Source organism: Bacillus sp. SB49, assembly GCF_000469135.2.
Classification (GTDB): domain Bacteria; phylum Bacillota; class Bacilli; order Bacillales; family Halobacillaceae; genus Halobacillus.
The window spans coordinates 253,780-278,928 of sequence record NZ_CP048117.1 but is presented as its reverse complement, the minus strand read 5'-3'; the positions used below and the strand labels follow the sequence as shown (position 1 = coordinate 278,928).

The window sequence follows — 25,149 nt, the reverse complement described above, 5'->3', positions numbered from 1 at the left end:
TATAATTGGAAAAAGCCCGGGGACGGCCCCGGGCTTTTTCTTTATTGCTGAATAGAGAGTTTAAGCTGGTTCTCTCCTACGGTGTACTCTTTCATACCTTCTTGTTCTTTCATGTTCAATTCATTGACAAGTACGTTCTCACGAATTAACGATTCGTTCTGTTTGATGGCTTGTTGAACATCTGCATCCCCGCTCAACGCGATATTGACACGAAGGTCAATCGGGAGATCCTGCTTCTTCCGCTCATCCTGAATGGCACGGATGACTTCACGAGCAATACCTTCCAGACGAAGTTCTTCCGTGATCGTTGTATCAAGAACGACATGGAAGTCCTGGTTCGATCCCATAGACAGCCCTGCGTCTGCGACACGTTCTACGTTCAGTAGATCCATTGTCACTTCCACATCGCCATCCGCCGTAGGAACGAGGACTTTCTCTTCCCGTACTACTTGAGCTGCTTCTTCCTCGGACATTTTCTCAAGGAAGCCTTTGACAAGACCGACATTCTTTCCAAGCACCGGCCCGGCAGCACGGAAGTTCAGCTTCACGTCATAACGGACCAGATCTTCAGAAGATTGCTTCACTACAACATCCTTCACATTGATTTCATCGCGGATGATGGAGCTGTATTCTTCCAAAGCTTTTCCTTTCTCTGGATTAACCGGAATGACCGCTAGCTCAGACAAAGGCTGCTTCGTCTTAATAGCTTCTGTGTTACGGACTCCACGTGCAAGCTCAACTACCTGCAATACAGCATCCATGTCCTCTTCCAGCTGTGTATTCATAACGGATTCATCCACTTTCGGGAAGAAAGCGAGGTGGACGCTTCCACCCGTCAAGTTATGATAAATATCATCAGCCAGGAATGGTGTATATGGTGCCATCAATTGGCTTAGCTGTACCAATACTTCGTGAAGCGTATGGTAAGCTGCCTTTTTGGACTCTGTCATTCCCTCTTCCCAGAAACGATCACGGGAACGACGGATATACCAGTTACTGACCTCATCAATGTACTTCTCCAGCGCTTTCGCTGCTTTTGTAAAGTCATAAGCATCCAAAGCTTCATTGACGACAACCGTCACACTGTTCAGGCGGGAAAGCACCCAGCGGTCAAGAAGGGTTTTCTCTCCTGTTTCCTTTTCGTTATATTCGTAGCCGTCGATGTTCGCATACAACGTGTAGAATGCGTGTGTATTGACAAGTGTATCGATAACTTTCGATTTCGCCTCAATGACGACACGTTCCGAGAAGCGCTTGTTGTTCCAAGGTGCACTATCAGCAAGCAGCGCCCAACGGAAAGCATCCGCTCCGAACTTATTGACAATATCCATCGGGTGAAGGGCGTTCCCTTTACTTTTCGACATCTTACGGCCTTCCTCATCCAGGATGTGACCAGTGGAGAGGACGCGTTTGTACGGCGCTTTACCTGTGAACAGAGTGGATACAGCGAGCAGACTGTAGAACCAGCCGCGTGTCTGGTCAATTCCCTCACAGATGACATCAGCAGGGAACTGCTTCTCAAATTGATCTTTGTTCTCGAACGGATAGTGCTGTTGTGCAAACGGCATAGAGCCACTGTCAAACCAAACATCAATGACTTCCGGCACACGGTTCATCGTCCCGTTACACTTCTCACATGTCAATTGAACGCGGTCCACGTACGGTTTGTGAAGCTCTACATCCCCGATATCACCAATTGCTTTTTCTTGAAGATCTGCCTGGCTGTTCGGAGCATATTGGTGATCGCAGGAATCACAGATCCAGATCGGAAGCGGTGTTCCCCAGAAACGGTTACGGCCGATGTTCCAATCCACCATATTCTCAAGGAAGTTACCGAAACGACCATCCTTGATATGCTCTGGATGCCATTCGACCTGCTGGTTATTCTCCAGGAATTTATCCTTCATTTCTGTCGTTTTAATAAACCAGCTCTCGATTGCATAGTAAAGCAACGGAGAGTCGCAGCGCCAGCAGTGCGGATAGCTGTGCTCATATTTCTCTTTATGGAAAAGAAGACCTTCATTGGCCAGGTATTTGACGATATCAACATCGCAGTCTTTAACGAAACGACCTTCAAATGGAGGTACATCCTCCGTATAACGTCCTTGACCATCAACAACGTTGAAGAAGGACAAGTTGTGTTCTTTCACTAAGTTGTAGTCATCTTCTCCGTAGGCAGGAGCGATGTGAACGACACCCGTACCGCTTTCCGCGTTAACGAAGCCCGCTTCCACTACGAAGTGTCCTCGTTCCGGCTTCACAAACGGAAATGGTGCATGATATTCCGTCCCAGCGAATTCGCTTCCTTTATGTTTGGAAAGAACGTTATATTCTTCCCCAAGGTTTTTCTCAGCTAATGCTTCCGCAACGATATATACTTCCCCGTTTTGTTCCGCTTTGATATAGTCCAAATCCGGATGGACGGCAAGCGTCACGTTGGCAGGAAGCGTCCACGGAGTCGTCGTCCAACCAAGGAAGAACTCATTCTCGGACCCTTTGACTTTGAATTTTGCCGTGGCCGAAAGGTCTTTGACGTCTTCATATCCTTGTGCTACTTCATGAGAGCTCAATGTCGTCTGGCAGCTAGGGCAGTAAGGCGTTACACGGTGACCCTTCGTCAAAAGGTCCCGTTTATGAAGATCACTCAGGATGTTCCATACGCTCTCGATATAACGGTTTTGCAAGGTAACATAAGGATCATCCATATCAAGCCAGTATCCAATTGATTCTGTGAATTCACGCCATTGCTTTTCATAGTTGAAGACACTCTTCTTACACTCTTCAATGAATTTCTCTACCCCGTATTCTTCGATCTGCTGCTTTCCGGAAATACCCAGTTGTTTCTCGACTTCGAGTTCTACCGGGAGACCGTGGGTATCCCACCCGCCTTTACGAAGGACCTGATAGCCCTGCATCGTTTTATAACGGCCGATGAAGTCTTTGATGACACGGCCGAGGACGTGTCCGGCGTGCGGAAGACCATTCGCTGTCGGAGGTCCTTCATAAAAGACAAACGTCTCGTTTCCTTCCCGTTCACTCATAGAGCGACGGAAGACATCTTCCCTGTTCCAATAATCTTTGACGCGATTCTCACGGTCGAGAGCCGCTTCTTTCGTATTAACACTACGCATTCCTTCCACCTCTTACCCTTTTTTTATTTAACATGACAATCCCTAACCAGAAGCGTATGACCAATATAAGAAAGCATTAAAAAATCCGCCCCTGCTTCTACTAGAAAAACAGGGACGGATTGGAATCCGCGGTACCACCCATATTCCGCAAGTATACTTGCGGCACTCGGTAATCACAACGGGTAACGGTCGTCTGCCGGTCCTGCTTACTCTGAACATTTCAGCAGTACTTCTCGGAGATGATCTTCAGCTGAACCTGCCATCGCTTCCCACCAGCCAGCGACTCTCTAAAGGCAGCATATCACGCCTACTCTTCTCGTCAACGAATTATACGTATCTTCTCCATATAGTACATGGGAATCTTTCGGATGTCAAAAGGTTGTTCCTCCCATCATCGCCCACTTTTCCCGATCCTATACCTGCGGCAGAATAAGCATTTCTTATTCCCCTCCATAATAAAACGGTATTACCAGCCTCTGTTTTATTCTTATACAATAAATGTAATCCAATGAATAAAGAAAGAAGGAATGAAGATGACAGAGGATAGAAAAGACCGGGTAAAAAGAAACTTCACGCGTAGTAGAGAATCGTATGTACAAAGCAAGACGCATAATAATGCTGGTGACTTACAGGAGTTAATTCATCAACTCTCTCCCCTTCGTTCGTGGAAAGTGCTAGATATTGCAACCGGAGGCGGCCATGTAGCAAGGACCTTGTCTCCATACGTCCAGACCGTCTATGCCACCGACCTTACGAAGGCGATGCTCGAGAACACAGCTTCTCACTTGCAGCACCTGGAAAATATTGAGTATATCGTCGCAGATGCCGAACAGCTCCCTTTCCTCGATGAAAGCTTTGATGCCGTCACATGCAGGATTGCCGCCCACCACTTCCCTGAACCGCTGTCTTATATTAAAGAGTGTTATCGGGTATTGAAGCCGGGCGGTACGTTTCTGATGATCGATAACACGGCTCCGGATAAGGAAGAGCTTGACCGTTTCTATAATACGTTTGAACAATGGAGAGATGACAGCCACGTCCGGGCCTGGAAAATATCCGAGTGGAAGCAATGGCTCCTTCATGAGGGCTTCCTCATTAAGAAAGAAAGCCTTAAACAAAAAAACCTTCCTTTCCGTGACTGGGTGGAACGAACGTGTTCGGATCGTTCCATTCAGAATCAGGTAGAAGCTTATATGATGACGGCCCCCGCCTCTACTAAGCAGTACTTCTCCATCCAAACATCGGAAGGTCATGTCGATTCTTTCTCCATTGACGAATGGATGGTTGTCGGAGCAAAAAGTTCCTGACAGTGTATAAACTTCCTCCTCCTAGGAAAAATAAGCGGAGTATTGATGACTAGTGAGGTGGGATTGGAATGGATGTCGTTGTAATGGCCAGAGCCTTGTTCGGAACGTCGCTTGGGTTTCACATCATCTATGCGACGATCGGGGTCGGGCTGCCAGTCATGATCATCATCGCAGAAGTGCTTTACTTTATAAAGAAAGATTCTGACTACGCATTGATGGCACGCAGGTGGACAAAAGGATTCGCGATTCTTCTCGCTGTTTCCATCGCCTCCGGGACAATTGTCGGTGTCATGATTTCTTTGCTGTTCCCTGATTTCATGGAGATTGTCGGGCAGGTAATTGCCTTGCCGTTCCAAATGGAAATCTTTGCGTTTCTTATTGAAGCAGTATTCATGTCGATCTATTTGTATGCAGCGGACAGACTCCCGCCTTCCTTAAGACTTACCAGTATTATATTCGTAGCTCTTGGAGCGACCGCTTCAGCGATTCTCATCACAGACGTGCATGCGTGGATGAACACTCCAGCCGGCTTCCGTATTACACCGGACGGCGAAGTGACGGATGTGGACACATGGGCGGCCTTCTTCAATCCGAGTTTCGGAGTGACCGCGATTCACACGACCCTATCCGCTTATATGACCGTAGCTTTCTTAGTAGCTTCCATTGCCGCTTTGCGTCTCATGAGGAAAAACATTTCATTAAAAGAACGAAAATACCATAAGAAAGCGCTGATGATCGCCATCTACTTCGGTGCTCTTACTTCTCTCGCCACAGCGATTAACGGACACGAAACAGCCCAAGTATTATATGAAAATAATCCACGCAAGCTTGCAGCAGCAGAAGGTTTGTTTGAAACGACCCGCTATGCACCGCTTTCGATCGGTGGATATACATCGGCAGCTGAAGAGCGGGTCAAATATGCCATTGAAATACCCGGCGGTCTAAGTTTTCTTGCAGGAGACCGATTTGACACGGAAGTCATGGGATTGAACGAATGGCCGGAAGAATTGTGGCCCCCTTTATACGTCCACATCCTTTTTAATGTCATGGTGGGAATCGGCAGCGTCTTGATATTTGTAGCGATGATCGCCCTTTTCTGGAAGCATGTTCTCAAGCGGGAGTTCCCGAGCTGGCTTCTCGCTTTGTTCGTCGTAAGCGGTCCCCTTGCAATGATTGCAATTGAAAGCGGTTGGTGCTTCAGCTGTATAGGAAGACAACCTTGGACCATTACCGATGTACTCCGGACCGGGGATGCGGCGACAAAATCCAGCAGTGTCGGATTTCTGTTCTATTTATTCATTACGCTCTATATCACCTTGTTGTTCGTCACCGGCTTCGTCCTTCGTTATTATTTCAAGAAGCATCCAGTGACCAAAGATCTGGAACCTTCAGAAACCACTTAGAAAGGAGAGGGATGAGTAATGGAAGCATCTACATTGGCGGTTACTATCTTATGGAGTTTACTATTTGTCTACGCTATGCTGGGTTCCCTCGACTTCGGGGCCGGTTTCTGGGGAATGATTTACAGTAAGAGCAGGCAAACCGGCGCCTCTCAGATTGCCAACCGGTTCTTATCACCGACATGGGAAGTAACCAACGTTTTTCTCGTCATTTTCGTTGTCTCCGTTGTAACCTTCTTCCCATTTGCAACGACGCTCTTAGGAAGTATTCTGCTCGTCCCGGTCGCTCTGGGTATTTTGCTCTTGACCATCCGAACGACGTTCATGGTTTTTCAGCACCATACCGATCGATTTAAGAATACGCTTCGTATCACATCGGGATTCACAGGGTTGATCATTCCGGCGCTGCTCGTCAGTATCCTCCCTATCACATTAGGAGGATTCATCGACTTCGATAATGATTACCCCCGCCTCCATTATGGAGAGCTTCTGTCCCACCCTACTTTATATATGCATATCGCTTTCGGGTTGACGACGGAATTATTCATCTCGGCCGTCTTCTTGATGGATTATGCAAAAGAGGCAGACGATTGGAAGGCGTATCACACGTTCCGGAAGCATGCCATTTGGCTTGGACCGGTCAGTATTGCCGTGGCCATGTTGACCATCGGTACCTTCCCGGAAGAGGCGGCATGGATCGTTGACAATATCCAGGCGAACTGGTTTACGTTCGGATTATCTGTTCTTTTCTTCCTGATCGGCTATACATTTTTGTTCATCCGCCGGAAGAATGGACAGCGTGGACTATCACGACTTGCCGTCCTTGCGATCATCATTCAATACGGCATCGCTATCTATGCCTATGGCAATGCGCACCTCCCCTATCTGATTTATCCTGATTTGACTATAGAAGAAGGATTCACAAATCCGGACATCTTTTATCAGATGCTTGTCGTCTACGGTATTGGATTCGGAATTCTGATTCCTGCTTTCATCCTGTTCTGGCGCTTGTTCCTGAAAGACCGCCGTTACTTGAAACAGGAATAGAAGAGCGGCAGCTTAAGCTGCCGTTCTTTTTTATATCGTTATCCTTAGGACCGTACGGGGTACATAGAGACAAAGAGAGGTGAAACTATGAAGAAGTTGACCAATCAATACTTAGAGGAAGCAATCGAAGACAGCAAACCGTACGCTTCCCATGGAAATGTCAATATGACCATTCCTCATTTCGATGAAACAATCAAAGATCACTTAAGTGTTTCCATCCTCACAACACACGGGGAGTCCTATTCCGCCGGTGGAGACAATCAGCACATTCCTATGCAGAGCACTTCCAAAATCATCGGCCTCATGCTTGCCCTCCAGGATTTCGGGAAAGACCGCGTCTTCCAAACCGTAGGAATGGAACCGATGGGTGATTTCTTCAACTCGATCAGTCAACTGGAATCACATGTGACCCACAAACCGTTTAATCCAATGATCAACGCAGGAGCTATTGCTGTCGCCTCTCTCATTAAGGGGCAGAATACGGAAACCCGCTTCGACCGGTACCTTACTTTCCTTCGCCGCATCACAAGTAATGATCAGCTGGAGATGAGTGAAGAAGTCTACGAAGCAGAAATAGGAAACGGAGCAAGAAACCGATCTCTCGCATACTTTATGCAAAGCAACGGGACACTCGTGACAGATGTAGAAGAAGCACTCGACCTTTACTTCCGAATGAATGCAGTCATGATGTGCTGTACAGACTTCGCGAAGGTAGGACTCTTTCTGGCAAAAGGCGGCGAAGACCCCGCAAGCGGAGAGCGGCTGATCCCACCCCACCATCTTCGGACTGTGAAGGCGATCATGATGACTTCCGGCATGTACAATTCATCCGGCCACTATGCAGTAGAAGCAGGGTTCCCCTGCAAAAGCGGTGTATCCGGCAGCATCATCGGTTCCGTCCCCGGCCGGATGGGAATCGGTGTCGTCGGGCCTGCCATTGATAAGAAGGGGAACAGCACAGCCGGCGGAGCCTTAATCAAAAAATTGTCCAAAGATCTCGGCTTAAATATGTTCGGGGTGGAAAATACAGATGCAGAGGAGGAACATAATGGCGTTTGACTACGATCTTGATTTCGACCATATCAATTTCAAAGAAAACCCGGAAAAGTACCGGGTCGGTAAAGGAGAGCAGGGGGTCCTCCTTGTCGAGCCTTACAAGAGTGAGATCCTGCCGAATTGGCGATTCAAAACACCGGAAATTGCTAAAGAATCTTCCGAGAAGATATATGAGCAATTCCTTGAATATAAGAAAGCAGAAGATATTGTAGGTATGGATATGGCCCGTAAATTCCTCCAGATGGGATACACACGCTCCAGACGATACGCCAATTATAAAGGCGGAAAAAAGTACGGCGATGACGGTAAGGTGAACGAACGGCAGATCGATGAAGAAAAAGCGGAATCGGCACGCATCTTTGAAGAAAAATGGAAGCTGGTGCGTGAAGATGAAGAGTATCTGAAGCAAAAAAAGAGACACCAAGAAAAATACGGATAAAAGTAAAAAATTTCTACAAGGTATATTGTCAAAAGTTTCTGAGTAGTGTAAAGTAGTCAACAACATTTACATTTATACAATTGAATCTCTTATCAAGAGAGGCAGAGGGACTGGCCCTGTGAAGCCTCAGCAACCCCTGGTCTAACCAGAAAGGTGCTAACTCCAGCAAGTTGTCTATTCAACTTGGAAGATAAGAAGAAGAACGGAAACGTCAAAGTCTTCTTATCTAAGAAGGCTTTTTTTATTTATATACAAGATTACTAGAAATGAGGAATGTTCACATGTGTCCGCACACTGATACTAAATTCGTCCAAACTGGAAACCAGAAAGAAGAGCCCACAGGCGCGATAAATCCCCCTGTTTATTTCTCTACCGCATACCGTCATCCCGGCTTAGGGGAATCCACAGGCTTCGATTATACCCGGACAGGAAACCCGACCAGGCAGGCTCTGGAGAAGTCCATTGCTGATATCGAAGGCGGCGAAGCCGGGTTCGCCTTCAGTTCCGGAATGGCTGCCATCCAAACGGCCCTTTCTCTATTTAAGCAAGGGGACGAAATTATCGTTTCAGAAGATCTATACGGCGGGACATACCGACTCTTCGAGCATATGAAAGAACGCTACGGCCTGAATTTCCACTACTGTGACAGCAAAGAGCTGGATAATTTGACTGCTTACATCAACGATCAGACCAAAGCCATTTACATTGAAACACCGACAAATCCACTAATGCATACAACAGATATCCGAGAGGTATCTAAACTGGCAAAAGCACACGACCTGCTTTTGCTTGTCGATAACACGCTCTATACTCCCGTCCTGCAAAAACCGCTGGAAGAAGGGGCGGATGTCGTCATCCACAGCGCAACCAAATATCTTGCGGGTCACAACGACGTACTTGCAGGTATTCTTGTCAGTAAAGGAAAACAGGTCAACGAAACGCTGGAGTTCCATCAGAATACATCCGGCGCCGTCCTTTCCCCACTTGATTCGTGGCTGCTTATGCGCGGAATGAAGACCCTTCCGCTGCGAATGAGGCAGCATGAAACAAACGCGAAAGCCGTTGTGGATTATTTAAAAGAGCACCCTGCGGTAACAGACGTCTTCTATCCGGGGCGAGGCGGAATGATTTCTTTCCGTCTGCAGCATGAGCAGTGGATCGACCCGTTTCTGCGCAGCCTGAACTTGATATGTTTTGCAGAAAGTCTCGGGGGGGTTGAAAGCTTTATTACGTATCCGGCTACACAAACGCATGCGGATATACCGGAAGAAATCCGCACGGGATACGGAGTATGCAACCGTCTGCTTCGGTTCTCTGTAGGAATTGAGCACATCGATGATTTACTGGAAGATTTGGAACAGACCTTGAGCAGCTTACTGAAGGAGGAGATTGTACAATGACCGACCATTCCATTCAAACCCGTCTACTGCACAGCGATTATAAATTTGATCCGCAGACAGGTGCCGTCAGTGTTCCAATTAACCAAGCATCCACGTTCCACCAGCAGGATTTCGATCAACCGGGCGACTATGATTACAGTCGTTCCGGCAATCCGACACGAAAAGCCTTGGAAGACACGATCGCCGGGCTGGAGAGCGGCACCCACGGCTTCGCCTTCGCATCCGGCATGGCCGCTATTTCCACCTCTTTCATGCTTTTATCGCAAGGGGATCACATCGTCATTACAGAAGATGTGTACGGGGGTACGTTCCGCATGGTCACCAACGTGCTCGATCGATTTGGGATCGATCACACATTTGTCGATATGACAGACTTGGATGCAGTGGCACGAGCCATCCAACCGAACACGAAGGTTCTTTATATTGAGACACCATCCAATCCCACCTTAAAGATCACTGATATACAGGCGGTAACGAAGCTCGCAAAAGCCAATGAATGTTGGACGTTTGTAGACAACACCTTCATGACACCGGCCCTCCAGCGGCCGTTAGAATTAGGTGCCGATCTTGTCCTTCACAGCGCTACAAAATTTATTGCAGGCCACAGTGACGTCGTAGCTGGTCTCGCTGTTACCGGCTGCCCTGAAATTGCTGAACGTTTAGGATTTTTGCAGAATTCATTCGGATCGATCTTGGGCGCACACGATTGTTGGCTCGTGCTTCGCGGCCTTAAGACGCTGCACACACGACTCACCCAGTCTTCCCGCTCGGCGGAACTAATTGCAGAGCAGCTGCAGAAGCATCCGTTGATTGAAGAAGTGTACTATCCAGGGTTCTCCTGTCATCCGGGCAGTTCCACCCACTCCTACCAAGCGGATGGTGCGGGAGCGGTACTTTCTTTTCGATTAAGAGATGAAGATGCGGTCCGACAATTCACCAAAGCGGTACAAATCCCTGTCTTTGCGGTGAGTCTCGGAGCAGTAGAATCAATTCTCTCCTATCCTGCACGCATGTCTCATGCTGCCATGCCGAAAGCAGAACGGGAAAAGCGCGGCATCACCGATGGACTGCTCCGCCTATCCGTCGGATTGGAAAACCCGGAAGAGCTGCTGACTGATTTCTATCAAGCACTCAAACAGATTCAACCATATGCATTTACTACGAATGGGAGGCCGAGCCATGAACTTACGTGAAGCATTACAGAACAAAACATTGATCGGTGATGGTGCTATGGGCACCCTCCTCTACTCCTATGGTATTGATCGCTGCTTCGAAGAACTGAACCTCTCTCATTCTGAAGAAGTTCTAAACGTTCACCGCGCCTATGTGAATGCCGGTGCAGATGTTATTCAGACAAATACCTATGGAGCAAACTATATTAAACTGACACGCTACGGGCTGCAGGAACAAGTAAAAGAGATTAACACTGCTGCCGTACGACTTGCAAAACAAGCGGCTCATGAAGGAACCTATGTGGTCGGAACGATCGGCGGCATACGCGGTGTCCAGAAGCAGAGCTTCAGCCTGGAAGAAATCAAACGCAGCTTCCGCGAACAGCTTTATTGTTTATTGTTTGAAGAAGTGGACGGCCTTCTCCTGGAGACGTATTACGACTTGGAAGAGTTGAAGGCAGTGCTGGAGATTGCACGAAAAGAAACCGATCTGCCTATTATTGCGCAGGTGTCCATGCATGAAGCCGGCGTTCTCCAAGAAGGCACCTCCTTATCCGACGCCCTTCAGCAATTAGAACAGCAGGGAGCTGACATTATCGGGGTGAACTGCCGCCTCGGTCCTTATCACATGATTCAATCTTTGGAAGACGTTCCCCTTCCCGATAAGGCCGTCCTGTCCGCCTACCCGAACGCTAGTCTCCCTGCTTTCCAGGATGGAAGATTGGTCTATGCGACCGATCCGAATTACTTTGAGAAAAGCGCAAAGTCCCTCTACCAACAAGGAGCCCGTTTGATCGGAGGGTGCTGCGGAACAACCCCTGAACATATCGAGGCGATTGCAGCTGCAGTAAAAGGGAAAGAGCCGATTCGAAAGAAGGAAGTTCCTGTTAAACAAGGGAACGGTGTATCCTTGTCCTCACCGGAAAAGAACTTGGAGCATTTACATGAACGCGCCAAAAGAGGAAGGTCCATCATTGTCGAGCTCGATCCTCCTAAGAAACTGAACACGGATAAGTTCCTTGAAGGAGCAAAAGCGCTTCAGGATGCGGGTGTTGACTCCATTACGCTTGCTGACAATTCCCTTGCATCACCGAGGATCAGCAATGATACGATGGCATCGATTATCAAAACCAAGTACGGCGTTGATCCGCTCGTCCATATCGCCTGCCGGGACCGGAACCTGATCGGCCTCCAGTCCCACTTAATGGGTCTGCATACGCTCGGCATTCAGCAGTTGCTTGCTGTGACAGGCGATCCTACGAAAATCGGCGATTTCCCTGGTGCAACATCGGTCTATGATTTATCGTCCTTCGACTTGATCCATTACATCAAGCAGCTCAACAAAGGGATCTCCTTTTCCGGAAAATCACTGGGCGAACGTACTTCCTTCTCTGTCGCTGCAGCCTTCAACCCGAACGTACGGAACTTGAACAGGGCAGTCGGAAGAATGGAAAAGAAAATGAAATACGGTGCAGACTACTTCATCAGCCAGCCTGTATTCAATCATGAGCAGATCGTAGAGGTTTACGAAGCAACGAAACATATTGAAGCTCCCATCTACATCGGTATCATGCCGTTAACAAGCGCACGGAATGCAGAATTCCTCCATAATGAAGTTCCTGGAATTCAGCTTTCTCCTGAAATTCTTGCGAGAATGGAACAAGCAGGAACTGACAAAACACAAGCTCAGGCCGAAGGCATCAGCATTGCAAAATCATTAATAGACACCGCTATGGATTTGTTTAACGGCATTTATTTAATTACTCCATTTCTGCGCTACGAAATGACTGTAGAATTAACGAATTACATTAAAGAAAAGACCGCACAACGGGAAAGGAAGGTTACTGATGGCATCCACTTGGTTTGAACGACAGCTGGAGAAACGCATCCTGATTCTTGATGGAGCCATGGGCACAATGATTCAAGATGCTGATTTATCCGCAGAAGACTTTGGCGGAGAGGCCTACGAGGGCTGCAATGAATACTTGAATTTGACGTACCCTGATCTGTTGGAGAAGATTCACACCCAATACTTGGAGGCTGGTGCCGATATCATCGAGACGAACACTTTCGGAGCGACTGACCTCGTTCTTGATGAGTATGATCTGGGGCATCTGGCTGAAGAAATAAATATCGCCGCCGCAAAAATTGCGAGGAAAGCTGTCGACCGCTTCTCATCGGAAACCAGTCCCCGATTTGTTGCAGGCGCAATGGGACCCACGACGAAGACACTCTCCGTCACGGGAGGCACTACTTTCGATGCGCTTGCCAAAGGATATGAGGAGCAGGCGCGAGGACTTATCAAAGGCGGCGTCGACCTCCTGCTTTTAGAAACGTCTCAGGATATGCTCAACGTCAAAGCCGCATTCGTCGGTATAACGAAAGCAAGTGAAGCTACGAATACGAAGCTTCCTCTTCTGATTTCCGGAACGATTGAACCGATGGGAACCACCCTTGCCGGGCAGAGCATCGAGGCATTTTATCTCTCCCTTGAGCATATGAACCCTGTCGTCGTCGGACTCAATTGTGCGACCGGTCCGGAATTCATGCGTGATCATCTGCGGTCTCTGTCTGATCTTGCTACGTCTGCGGTAAGCTGTTATCCGAATGCAGGGCTTCCCGATGAAGAAGGGAATTATCACGAAACGCCTGAATCACTCGCCCAAAAGGTCGCTGGTTTCGCCGAAAAAGGCTGGCTGAACCTTGTCGGCGGATGCTGCGGAACAACCCCGGACCATATCCGGGCCATTGCCGATGCCGTACGACCGTATCAACCGAGAGAACGAAAGGATTCCCATCCGCACGCCGTCTCTGGAATAGAGCCGATGATTTATGACGACCCTGCCGACCGTCCCATCTTGGTCGGAGAACGGACGAACGTTATCGGCTCCCGTAAGTTCAAACGTTTGATTGCAGAAGGAAAATTCGAAGAAGCGTCCGAGATCGCCCGTGCCCAGGTTAAGAAAGGTGCCCAGGTCATCGACATCTGTCTCGCAGATCCGGACCGCGATGAAGTGACAGATATGGAAGCCTTCATGAAGGAAGTCGTCAATAAAGTAAAGGTACCACTCGTCATCGACTCCACCGATGTTAAAGTTATTGAAAAAGCACTGAAATATTCCCAAGGGAAAGTCATCATTAATTCAATCAACCTGGAGGACGGAGAAGAACGCTTTAAAGAAGTACTCCCACTTGTCAAACAGTACGGTGCAGCTCTCGTAGTCGGAACGATCGATGAAGTCGGAATGGCTGTTACAGCGGAGAGAAAACTGGAAATCGCTAAGCGTTCGCACGACATCCTCGTAAAAGAGTATGCCATCGATCCGCGCGACATCATTTTCGACCCGCTCGTCTTCCCTGTCGGTACAGGAGATGAACAATACATCGGTTCTGCCGAGGCAACCATAGAAGGCATACGACTGATCAAAGAACAACTACCCCTTTGTCAGACCGTCCTTGGCGTAAGTAATGTCTCCTTCGGTCTGCCTCCTGTCGGAAGAGAAGTCCTAAACGCGGTTTATTTATACCACTGTACAAAAGCAGGACTGGATTACGCGATCGTGAATACCGAAAAGCTGGAAAGGTTCGCTTCCATCAATGAGGCGGAAATCAAACTTGCAGATGAGCTTCTCTATCAGACGAACGAGCAGACTCTCGCCGCATTCACAGCCTTCTACCGCGGGAAGAAAAAAGAAAATAAAGTACCGACATCGACGATGACATTAGCAGAACGACTCGCGCACTATGTCGTAGAAGGAACGAAAGAGGGATTAATTCCAGACCTGGAATTGGCACTCGCTGAATATCCAACGCCTCTGGATGTAATTAACGGGCCTTTGATGGAAGGAATGGCGGAAGTAGGCCGCCTCTTTAATGATAACCAACTGATCGTCGCGGAAGTGCTGCAGAGTGCAGAAGTCATGAAGGCATCTGTCGCTTTCCTCGAGCCTCATATGGAGAAGGGGGACTCCTCCAACAAGAAAGGAAAAGTGCTGCTCGCCACCGTAAAAGGAGACGTGCACGACATCGGCAAGAACTTGGTAGAGATCATATTGAGCAACAATGGGTTTGAAGTAGTCGACCTGGGTATTAAAGTCACTCCAGTCGAACTGATTGAGCAGATCAAGCGGGAACAGCCGACGATCATCGGTTTATCCGGATTGTTGGTCAAGTCGGCTCAGCAGATGGTGTTAACGGCTCAGGACTTGAAGCAGCAGAACATTTCTCTTCCTATACTTGTTGGCGGGGCTGCACTTTCACGGAAATTCACCCATACGAAGATATCACCGGAGTATGAAGGGCCCGTCTTGTATGCCAAAGACGCCATGGACGGATTGTCCATTTCCAACCAGTTGAGTGATGAGAAAAAACGACTTCCGTTTCTTGACGATCATGCGCAGAAACAGGCCGCTGCCCTATCCAAAGCAGCCGAGGCACAGGCGCAGGGAAACACGGCAACAGCGGTAGCAACAAAACCTAAGTCGACGGTTTCCTCATCGGTTCCAATCTATCACCCGCATGATTTCAACAAGCACATCATAAGGAATCATCCAGTAGCACATATTGAGCCTTATATAAATATGCAGATGCTGATCGGCCACCACCTTGGATTAAAAGGAAGGTTCTCGAAACTAATCGAAGAGAAAAATGAGAAAGCCCTCCACTTAAAGAGCGTGGTCGACGGCCTGCTTTCAAAAGCGAAAGCGGAAGCCTGGGTCCAGCCCGCCGCCATGTATAAATTCTTCCCAGCGCAATCGGACGGGGACGATGTCCTGATTTACGACCCGGAGAATCCAGGACGTATCATTGAACGCTTCTCCTTCCCCCGCCAGGAGAAAGCACCATACCTGTGTCTGGCTGACTATTTAAGACCAGTATCGAGCGGGGAAATGGACTATGTCGGCTTTTTCGCTGTAACAGCAGGTAAAGGCATTCGTAAGCGGGCAGCCGCATTGAAAGATGAAGGGAAATACTTGGAGAGTCATGCCGTGCAGGCACTCGCCCTGGAAACGGCGGAAGGACTCGCCGAACAGGTGCACCAACTGATGCGTGATAAGTGGGGATTTCCCGATCCTACAGACTTCACCATGCAGGAACGCTTCTCGGCTAAATACCAAGGGCAGCGCTTCTCTTTCGGCTATCCTGCTTGTCCGGAACTGGAGGATCAGCGTAAATTATTCAAGCTGATTCAACCGGAGGAAATCGGAATCGAGTTGACCGAAGAATGCATGATGGAGCCGGAAGCTTCGGTTACGGCAATGGTTTTCGCCCATCCGGAAGCGCGTTATTTCAACGTCCATTAAAAATAATTAAATCCCGCAGCTTTCTTTGCTGCGGGATTTTTCATTGGGTATGTTTGTATATAACCGTACTGTAAACCTGTGATTTAGCCTTCGGATCCAAATACATGGCAGCACTGTTGACAGCAGCCATTGCTTCATTGAATCCCGATGCAATCAGCATTGTTTTGTTAGGATAAATAGCTGCATCACCGGCGACATATATTCCCTCCCTATTTGTACACATATCCGTTCCCACAGGAATCCTTCCTTTCTCGGTTGTGATCCCCCACTGTTCATATAAACTCTTATCAATTTGCAACCCTTCATATACGAGTAGATGATCGACCTTGATCTTCTCCCCATCACGTAAAGTAATGTGAGAAAGCTTATCTTCTCCATGAAGACGTTCCAGTGACTGATGGTAGTGGACATGTATACTCGATGCCTCTAGTTTCTCAACATCCCCTTCGTAAACAGCTTTGAACTTATCACCGGCATTTATCAAATGTACCTCTTCTGCACAATTTTCCAGAGCAAGTGCCCAATCAACCCCCACTCGGTTTTCGGAAACGACCGCTACGCTCTTTCCGGCATATCGCTCTAAGTGTTGAATCGTGTAATGAATACAAGTATCCGCATATTTCTCTGCTCCAGGTACTTGAAGCGGCTGCATTTCAAATGTTCCCATTCCTGCAGCAATAAGAATGGTTCGGGAATAATGCTCCCCTCCCCCTTCTTCCTTCAAAACGTAAGTACCATCGGAGAGCGCATCGATACTCGTCACTTTTACTCCTGTCACTATTTTCGGTTTCACACTTTCTGCCTGTGCCTGAACGTTGGCTACGAGATTCTCCCCGGTCACTCCCGGAAAACCGCCGACATCATATATCTTTTTCTCTGGATAAAAGAAGGAAACCTTACCTCCAACATCCGGCTGGTATTCCATCACTTTTGTCTTTAAACCCCGCATCCCGCTGTAGAATGCAGCATACAAACCAGTCGTTCCTCCTCCTACGATCGTCACGTCAAACATTTCTGCCATGATGGTCACTCCTTCTCCGTTACTCTGTTTTCATAAGTAAATAAATGAAATAAGGGGTACTGACAATGGATACGACAATCCCGACAGGAATTTCTGCGGGTGCGATGATATTCTTTCCAATTGTATCGGCAAGGACCAGAAGCAAAGCACCGATCAGACCAGCAGCCGGCAGCATGTGTTCATGCCTTGGACCGACGATCCTTCTTGCTATGTGCGGCGCTACGAGACCAAGAAAAGCAATCCCTCCGCCCGCGGCTACGCTCAGACCAGCAAGCCCTACTGCAGCGAACAGCAATTTACGTCTCTCTCTTTCCACCATTGCACCAAGTCCGATCGACATTTGATCGCCGAGGCTCAGGACATTCAGCGTCGTAGACTTATAAACGGCGTATGCTGCAACCACGACAAGGACAGGAGCAACAGCGAGGACCATTTCCCAGTTCCCCATCCATATATCCCCTGCAAGCCAGACGAGGGCTTGATTGAAGTCCTGCGGGTTCATCTTCACCTGGAAAATGACAAGTGCTGCACTAAATCCCGCATTAACACCGATTCCGACAAGCAGCAAACGGACGGGGTTGACCCCTTTCTTCCAAGCAAGCATATAAACGAGTCCAGCAGCCACGAATGCTCCGAGCAGTGCGAACACCGGCAGGATATAGATTCCGAGTCCACCGACGGACGTCATTGATTTCTGGAAGAAATAAATGTAGAGAATGACAGCAAAACCCGCTCCGGTATTGATTCCCAACACGCCTGGATCAGCAAGATCATTCCTAGTGACCCCTTGCAGGACAGCACCGGAAATACCGAGACCTGCACCTATTACAAGTGCAAGCACCATTCCCGGCAGACGGAAGTCAAACAGAACCAGCTGCTGGCGATCGGTACCGTTGCCAAGCAGTGTCTCTAGTACATCAAGAGGAGCAATCGTCACTACACCTGTATTCAAACTGACGGCCATCGCGGCCAAAAGACCGATGACCAACACGGCCATGATGATTACATATCGCTTTTTTTTCATTACATTCCTCTCCCTTCACCGCGGGCAAGGTAGAGAAAGAAAGGAACTCCGATGCAGGCAGTAATGGCCCCGACCGGAGTCTCAAACGGAGCATTAACAAGCCTTGCCCCTATGTCTGACACGACGAGCAGCAGAGCTCCGAAGACAGCGGATACAGGGATGATCAGACGGTAGTCCGAACCGACAAAATATCGAGTGATATGAGGAATGATAAGACCTATAAAGCCGACCGTTCCAGCCACAGAGACGGCAGCTCCTGTGAGGACAAACACAACGATGACACCGAGCGTCTTAGCGACCCATACATTTTGGCCGAGACCTTTAGATACCTCTTCTCCAAGACTGAGAATTGTCACGGCGCGGGAGAGGAGAAGTGCCAGAATTAAGCCGAATGCCCCTGCGACTGCAAGAATTTGAACGGACGTCCAATTCGTTGCAGCCAAACCGCCTCCGTACCAGAAGCTCATCTGTTTTGCCACTTGGAAATGCAGAGACAGCGCAGAGGATAACGAGCTGAGCATCCCACCGACGGCAACGCCGGCTAAGGCAAGTTTAACCGGTGTCAAACCTCCCTTGGACAGAGATCCTACAAGGAACACGAGAACAACACCTAAACCGGCACCGATAAAGGAAGCAGCGGTCAGTCCCAAATTAGTGATACCAGGGAAAAATACAAGAGCAAGAATAAGCGCAAACGCCGCTCCATGAGAAACCCCCATGATAGACGGGGATGCAAGCGGATTTCTCGTCAACCCCTGCATCACTGCCCCGGAAACGGCAAGAAATGCTCCGACTAAGGCTGCCGCTGTCGTTCTCGGCAGTCGCAGCTCTCTTATCACCTGATGGCTGGTAAGGGTAGGATCGAAGTCGGTGACCGCCGCCCATACCGTCTTCCATCCGATATCTGTCACACCTGAAATGACAGATGCGAAAGCCGAAAATACTAATAATAATAGTCCGACGGCGATACAGATCGCAGCGCTCCCATAATGAGTGCGCAACCCTTCTAATTCTTTTCTTTTTCGCCCCTTCTCCTCCACGGCATTCTACCTTCTCTCTATGTAAACTCTATTATTGAGAATCATTATCATCAAACCAAGTATATAGGCAAATAGTTGAGGATTCAAGCATCACCACATTGACACTTTATTTGAAAATGATTATCATTATCGCATGAATACTTTTTTAGGAGGACGAATGAACGTGAGACGAAATAAATGGCTTGTCATGATCAGTCTGTTATTTGTGCTGATTATTGTAACCGCTTGTAATAGTGACACAGAGAATGCAGAGAAGGATTCGGAACAGGAAGCAAAAGAACGTACCATGACTCATGCGATGGGGGAAACGACGATTCCTGAAAACCCGGAACGTATCCTGGCACCATATTTGGAAGATTCCTTAGTAGCTCTTGGTGAACAGCCTGTGGCTCAATGGTCTATTGGAGATTCCGTACTCGACTACTTACAGCCTGAATTAAAAGACATACCTAAAATCGGTTGGGATCTTCCGATTGAACAGACTATTGAGCAGAATCCGGACCTCATCATCTTCAGTTCCCCATCCGCACTCCAGAACGGGAGCTATGACGACTACAACAATATTGCTCCTACCTATGTGATGGAGGAAGAAACGAATGCGGACTGGCGTGCCCAGTTAACAGCAATCGGAGAAATTCTTGATAAGAAAGAGGAAGCGGAGAAGGTACTTAATGACTTCGATCAAAAAGTAGAAGATGCCAAATCTTCACTTAAAAACAGCATCGGCGGCGAATCCGTTGCTTTTGTTTGGACGACAGGTGAGCAATTCTATGTCTTCGATAATACCCGGTATGCGGCGGAAATTATGTACGAAGACATGGGTATCACTCAGCCTGAATTCATAAAGAATTTACCAGAAGGAGAAGAGCAATGGAATCCGATTTCCCTGGAGAAACTCGGACAAATGGACGCTGACCATGTTTTCTTGATCGGAGCAGAAGGAGAACCAGGGCTGGAAATCCTAGAGAACAGTTCCGTCTGGCAGAACACCCCTGCTGCAAAGAGCGCCCAAGTTTACCTTATGAATGAACCAAGTCATTGGACGATTGACGGTGTTATCGCTCACGAAATGACTATTGATAAAGTAGTGAATACACTAAGTAAATAACCAGTAAAAGGTGGAGCTGTTAGAAGCTCCACCTTTTTTCTTTTTCATCCTGTAAGGTATATTCTTAACCCGGAAACATTAGGCACAATGAACCACCTTTTGTCTTTTCTGAGGTTATTTTGTAAAAGATTCTAATATTGTGCAGGAAGTTCTCTATTATAGTCGAACACTATCACATGATGAACACATGAAGGGGGTTACGAAATGGCTGAAGAACAAACTAGATATTCCCGCCTGGCACAAATTACGAAGTTGATCAACACGAAGCTGGATCTGCGCGAAGTATTAGAACATGTCGTCACAGCCATCTCAGAAGAAATCATGCGATGTGACTCCGTCGGCATTTATTTACCAAGAGAAGACGGTACGTATCAAGGGTATGTCGGAAAACCGGCGCTGATCAACGGTATGACTCTCGACATGCATATCGTCGATCCGGAGCAGGATAACCTTGCTAAAGAAGTTATTGAAACTGGAAGAGCGATCTATATACCTGATACATCTAAAGATGAACGTCCAGATCAACGTGCAGTGAAAGCTTTTAAGATCAACTCCCTCCTCGTAGCACCGATCTCCTACGCAGAAGAACTCTACGGTCTTGTCTTTCTTTTCGATTATGGGACACCAATGAATTTGACAGAATCGGAGATCGAAACAGTTCAAGCCTACATTAATATGGCTGCTGTAGCCATTCGTAATGCGAACAGCCTCTCCAGGAAGGAAAGGCTGATTGCTGATAAGCAAATGCTGTTGAACGTGACCAGAGAATTATCCCACTGCTCCTCACTTCAAGAAGCACTGGATAAGTGTTTCCATTACTTGGGGGGGATTTTGAATAACCCGAATATCGGCGCCCATTTCATCGATCCGGCAGCGGAACACAACCTGCAGCCGGCAAGTCTGAGTAAAGACAGTGAGTGGACTGAGGAAGATTGGAAGAACACGCACACGAGGGTGGCGTTCAACCACAGGGAAGATGCCGTATTCCAGGAAGTTATTCAAACGAAGAAATCCATTTTCATTCCGGATGTGGACAAGGATGAACGTGTCCATCATGAGATTTGCAGGCAGTTCGGGATACGTGGTCTCTATATGATCCCACTTGTCTCTCTCGGAGAGGTGCTTGGAGCAATCGCTGTCGTCGACTTGACCGAAGAGCGTGGTGTTTATTCTGCTTCTGTACGCCAATTGGCCGAGTCCATTGTTGATGCTACAGCCCCCGTCCTTTTCAACTTGATTTATATAGAAAAGCAGGAAATGATCATCCATGAACGGACCTCGGAGCTTTCCAGCAAGAACGCAGAACTGGAAGAAGCAATCACGGAACTCAGACAGCTCAGCAGGGAGAAAGATTTAATCCTGAATTCTGCCGGAGAAGGAATATTCGGTTTGAACTTGGATGGGAGAATCACCTTTGCCAACCCTTCTGCGACAAGTCTCCTTGGGTATAAGGGGGAAAAAGAAATGATTGACCTCCCCTATTCTCACATATTTGCCTGGGAAGCTTCAGGAATGGAACCCCCGGCGGAGTTTATTGAAATGTATGAAGAGAAGCGGGACCAGCTTACACAGGATCACTTCTTCTTTACGGTAAACGGAACGATTTTTCCTGTTGAGTACGTTATTAATCCACAGAAAGAAGGTCAGAAAACGGTCGGATATGTCGTCACTTTTAAAGATGTCACGTCACGTAAGCAAATGGAAGAGAAAATTAAATACCACGCTTACTATGACAGCGTCACAAATGTTCCGAACCGCGTGCTTTTTCAAGACCGCCTCTATCAGGCATTGAGCTACGCACAATCCAACAGCCGCCCTATGGCTATTTTATTTCTCGATTTGGACCGTTTTAAGAAGATCAACGACACATTCGGACACAGCTTCGGAGATTCCGTGCTTAAAGAAGTAGCGAAACGTCTCCAGCGGGCCATCCCGAAAGAAGCCACCGTATCCAGGCAGGGCGGGGATGAATTCACCATCCTGCTTCCTGTCATTGAAGGAACGGAAGATGCAGTGATCTGTGCCCAGAAAATTCTCCGCTCTTTCGACGAACCCTTCCTTATACAAGAACAGGAAGTAGCTATGAAAACGAGCATTGGTATCAGTATTTACCCGGATAATGGGGAAAACGCGGAAACGCTGATCAAACATGCCGATGCCGCTATGTACAAAGCAAAAGGGCTGTCCGGAAATCAATTTCAGTTATTCAGCGCTGGCAGTGACACCAAAGCCATCGAGCAGATTCAACTAGAGAATGACCTCTTTAAAGCACTCCAACGAGGCGATGAATTCGAACTTCACTACCAGCCAAAATTCGATCTCCGCACAGACCAGTTGATTGGAGCTGAAGCGCTCATACGCTGGGATCATCCAAAGCTGGGACTACTGTCTCCCAGTCAGTTCATTCCGTTAGCAGAGGAAACAGGGCTCGTAACTATTCTGGGAGAATGGGTTATTGAGCAAACGTGTAAACAAATGAAGAACTGGTACGACTCCGGTCAACAGTCATTGGTCATCTCTGCCAACTTATCTCCACAGCAGATTAACCAAAAGGCCCTTGTCCCTTTTGTGGAGATGGTATTAAAAGATACCGGCCTTCCTCCTCATAACCTGGAGCTGGAGCTTACCGAAAACTTGATTATTCACAACACGGAACAAACGCTTAAAACCATAGCCGAATTGAAAAATCTCGGTGTGCAAATATCGATTGACGATTTCGGGACCGGATACTCTTCGCTCGGCTATTTAAAAGATTTCCCTGTCCACACTCTGAAAATTGATAAATCTTTCATCGATGACGTCACTACAAACCCGAACAATGCTGCTATTACTAAGACCATTATTACATTAGCAAACAGTCTTCATTTGAACGCAATTGCAGAGGGTGTGGAAAATGAAGCGCAGGCACGATTCCTGAGGGAACACGGTTGTAATTGGGTTCAGGGCTATTACTACAGCCGCCCCCTTCCGGCAGACAGATTTGAGGAAAATTTCCTTCAATTATTAAGAAATGAGGTGGATTGATATGAAAGCTGTGAAAGCCGTTATGGATTATCTCGTAAACGGTAATGTGACGCACGTGTTTGGTATACCCGCCGGTTCGGTCAACGCCTTCTTTGACGAGCTGTATGATACACCTTCCATAACTCCAGTAGTGACGAAGCACGAGGGGGCTGCTTCCTATATGGCTGCCGCCTACGCTAAATACTCCGGCTCTTTAGGCGTATGTATAGCAAGCAGCGGTCCGGGGGCAACCAACTTAGTAACAGGTGCTGCCAATGCCATGAGGGAGCACCTGCCCGTATTGTTTCTGACTGGTGCCGTCCCCGTTGATACAGTAGGTTTAAATGCGTCACAGGAATTACATGCTGATCCGATCTATCAATCCGTGACGAAGTACAGCCAGCGAGTAGACCGTGCGGAAGAACTGCTCCCTGAAATTCATAAAGCTGTGGAGATCGCCATGACCGGAGTCCCCGGGCCAGTCCACATCGCCATGCCTATCGATGTGCAGTTGGAAAGTATTGCTCCACCTTCCATCCCTTCGTTCCCGCAGCGTACAAAACTTCTTCCCCGCGATGAGTTGATTGCTGAGGCTGCTGATAAACTCGCGGATACAAAGAAAGGAATGATTTTGCTCGGGCAGGGGATAAGAGGCGCGGTTAAAGATGCTCTAGAATTAGCCGAACTTCTCCATTGGCCGTTCATCACAACGCCTCAGGCAAAAGGGTATATTCCTGACGACCATCCGCTCCATCAGGGTGTCTTCGGATTCGCCGGTCATGAGCAGGCAAGCACACTCGTCCACGATTCTGAAGTAGAAACGATTCTTATATTAGGCAGCAGTTTGGGAGAAACCGCTACAAACAATTGGAACCCACATTTGACGAGAAGCAAGTACACGATTCAGGTCGATTACGATGCGACGGTCTTTAACCGCAGATACAATGTGGACCTTCCTTTACACGGAGACCTGGATGTAACGATTTCTTCCCTGACGACCGCTTTGAAATCAGGAGATTATAATCCTGCAGAGGTTGCTGTTCCTGTTCGGGAGAAACATAGGAACGACAGAGATGAGTACAATACTCAGAATGTATTACACGCCCTCCAGGAACTACTACCCGCCTCTACAAGATTCACGATCGACATTGGCGAATTTATGTCCTATGTTATTCACCATATGCCGGTTCGGTCTGCCGACTCTTTCGATATCAACGTCCACTTCGGTGCTATGGGAAGCGGAATAGGCAGTGCCATAGGCGCCAAGCTTGCCGATCCAGACAGGCCTACGGTGAGCATTACGGGGGATGGCTGCTTCTTCATGCACGGAATGGAAATTTTGACGGCTAAGGAATACGACATTCCCGTATTATTCATCGTCATGAATAACGCCCGGCTGGGGATGGTCCACCACGGCCACGCTCTTCAGTATAAGCGGGCGCACGAACGCTTCGGCCAAAAGCCTGTCGCTATCGCGGAGATGGCTGCCTCTATGGGTATTCCAAGTGTTCGAATAGAGACGTTGGAAGATATAGATACAGAAACCATAGCGAAAATTCTCCCTGCAGACGGTCCCTCTCTTCTTGAGATTTCCTTAGTGGATGACAACATTCCGCCAATGGGTGACAGGGTGAAATTTTTGTCTTCTTTCGGGAAATAATGCCGTTTTATAAGATTGCGATTGCTTTTTAGAAGTGA

16 protein-coding genes, 1 riboswitch and 1 other annotated feature are annotated in these 25,149 nt (G+C 47.9%); of the genes, 12 read left to right on the top strand and 4 right to left on the bottom strand.

Annotated elements, in window-relative coordinates:
• Nucleotides 1-41: 41 nt before the first annotated feature.
• Nucleotides 42-3,131 (bottom strand): isoleucine--tRNA ligase, encoded by a 3,090-nt coding sequence (gene ileS, locus M662_RS01505; protein ID WP_026578871.1) that lies wholly within the window; start codon nucleotides 3,129-3,131, stop codon nucleotides 42-44.
• A 107-nt stretch (nucleotides 3,132-3,238) separates the two neighbouring features.
• Nucleotides 3,239-3,463 (bottom strand) — a binding site (T-box leader).
• A gap of 201 nt (nucleotides 3,464-3,664) precedes the next feature.
• Here ileS and M662_RS01500 point away from each other — a divergent pair.
• The 9 genes from M662_RS01500 to metH all read left to right on the top strand — a co-directional run bounded on the left by M662_RS01500 (nucleotide 3,665) and on the right by metH (nucleotide 16,255).
• On the top strand, nucleotides 3,665-4,438 hold the full coding sequence (locus tag M662_RS01500; RefSeq protein ID WP_008634854.1) for a class I SAM-dependent methyltransferase: 774 nt from the start codon (nucleotides 3,665-3,667) through the stop codon (nucleotides 4,436-4,438).
• 68 nt (nucleotides 4,439-4,506) lie between these two features.
• Nucleotides 4,507-5,841 carry a cytochrome ubiquinol oxidase subunit I gene (locus tag M662_RS01495; protein ID WP_008634856.1) on the top strand — a complete coding sequence of 445 codons (1,335 nt, stop codon included), beginning with the start codon at nucleotides 4,507-4,509 and terminating at the stop codon, nucleotides 5,839-5,841.
• Between the two features lie 18 nt (nucleotides 5,842-5,859).
• Nucleotides 5,860-6,885: a cytochrome d ubiquinol oxidase subunit II gene (locus M662_RS01490; protein ID WP_008634859.1), complete on the top strand. Its 1,026-nt coding sequence runs from the start codon at nucleotides 5,860-5,862 to the stop codon at nucleotides 6,883-6,885.
• 87 nt (nucleotides 6,886-6,972) lie between these two features.
• Entirely contained in the window at nucleotides 6,973-7,944 is a 972-nt protein-coding gene (glsA, locus tag M662_RS01485) for a glutaminase A (protein WP_026578870.1), read from the top strand.
• On the top strand, nucleotides 7,934-8,380 hold the full coding sequence (locus tag M662_RS01480) for a DUF4385 domain-containing protein (RefSeq protein WP_026578869.1): 447 nt from the start codon (nucleotides 7,934-7,936) through the stop codon (nucleotides 8,378-8,380). Before glsA ends, M662_RS01480 begins: the two co-directional genes overlap by 11 nt.
• 86 nt (nucleotides 8,381-8,466) lie before the next feature.
• Nucleotides 8,467-8,577: riboswitch (SAM riboswitch) on the top strand.
• Between the two features lie 84 nt (nucleotides 8,578-8,661).
• Nucleotides 8,662-9,780 carry a methionine biosynthesis PLP-dependent protein gene (locus M662_RS01475; protein WP_026578868.1) on the top strand — a complete coding sequence of 373 codons (1,119 nt, stop codon included), beginning with the start codon at nucleotides 8,662-8,664 and terminating at the stop codon, nucleotides 9,778-9,780.
• A complete protein-coding gene (metC, locus tag M662_RS01470) occupies nucleotides 9,777-10,973 on the top strand; it encodes a cystathionine beta-lyase (RefSeq protein ID WP_008634866.1) in 1,197 nt (398 codons plus the stop codon). Before M662_RS01475 ends, metC begins: the two co-directional genes overlap by 4 nt.
• Entirely contained in the window at nucleotides 10,960-12,819 is a 1,860-nt protein-coding gene (locus tag M662_RS01465) for a bifunctional homocysteine S-methyltransferase/methylenetetrahydrofolate reductase (RefSeq protein ID WP_008634868.1), read from the top strand. The genes metC and M662_RS01465 overlap by 14 nt, the downstream gene beginning before the upstream one ends.
• The gene (gene metH, locus M662_RS01460) at nucleotides 12,800-16,255 is read left to right on the top strand and encodes a methionine synthase (protein ID WP_026578867.1); all 3,456 of its coding nucleotides are present in this window, start codon (nucleotides 12,800-12,802) and stop codon (nucleotides 16,253-16,255) included. The genes M662_RS01465 and metH overlap by 20 nt, the downstream gene beginning before the upstream one ends.
• Before the next feature lie 40 nt (nucleotides 16,256-16,295).
• On the opposite strand, the gene M662_RS01455 is transcribed toward metH, so the two are convergent.
• Genes M662_RS01455 through M662_RS01445 form a run of 3 tightly spaced genes read right to left on the bottom strand, consistent with a single transcriptional unit; the run spans nucleotide 16,296 to nucleotide 19,340 of the window.
• Nucleotides 16,296-17,276 carry an NAD(P)/FAD-dependent oxidoreductase gene (locus M662_RS01455; RefSeq protein ID WP_008634878.1) on the bottom strand — a complete coding sequence of 327 codons (981 nt, stop codon included), beginning with the start codon at nucleotides 17,274-17,276 and terminating at the stop codon, nucleotides 16,296-16,298.
• 19 nt (nucleotides 17,277-17,295) lie between these two features.
• Nucleotides 17,296-18,300 (bottom strand): FecCD family ABC transporter permease, encoded by a 1,005-nt coding sequence (locus M662_RS01450; RefSeq protein ID WP_008634879.1) that lies wholly within the window; start codon nucleotides 18,298-18,300, stop codon nucleotides 17,296-17,298.
• Entirely contained in the window at nucleotides 18,300-19,340 is a 1,041-nt protein-coding gene (locus tag M662_RS01445; RefSeq protein ID WP_008634880.1) for a FecCD family ABC transporter permease, read from the bottom strand. Before M662_RS01445 ends, M662_RS01450 begins: the two co-directional genes overlap by 1 nt.
• 157 nt (nucleotides 19,341-19,497) lie before the next feature.
• Between M662_RS01445 and M662_RS01440 the strand changes: the two genes are divergently transcribed.
• The 3 genes from M662_RS01440 to M662_RS01430 all read left to right on the top strand — a co-directional run bounded on the left by M662_RS01440 (nucleotide 19,498) and on the right by M662_RS01430 (nucleotide 25,111).
• Nucleotides 19,498-20,448 (top strand): iron-hydroxamate ABC transporter substrate-binding protein, encoded by a 951-nt coding sequence (locus M662_RS01440; RefSeq protein WP_026578866.1) that lies wholly within the window; start codon nucleotides 19,498-19,500, stop codon nucleotides 20,446-20,448.
• 204 nt (nucleotides 20,449-20,652) lie between these two features.
• On the top strand, nucleotides 20,653-23,472 hold the full coding sequence (locus tag M662_RS01435) for a sensor domain-containing phosphodiesterase (RefSeq protein ID WP_008634882.1): 2,820 nt from the start codon (nucleotides 20,653-20,655) through the stop codon (nucleotides 23,470-23,472).
• Nucleotide 23,473: 1 nt separating this feature from the next.
• Nucleotides 23,474-25,111, top strand: coding sequence for a thiamine pyrophosphate-binding protein (locus tag M662_RS01430; protein WP_026578865.1), 1,638 nt, complete (start codon nucleotides 23,474-23,476; stop codon nucleotides 25,109-25,111).
• The last annotated feature ends 38 nt before the right edge of the window (nucleotides 25,112-25,149 follow it).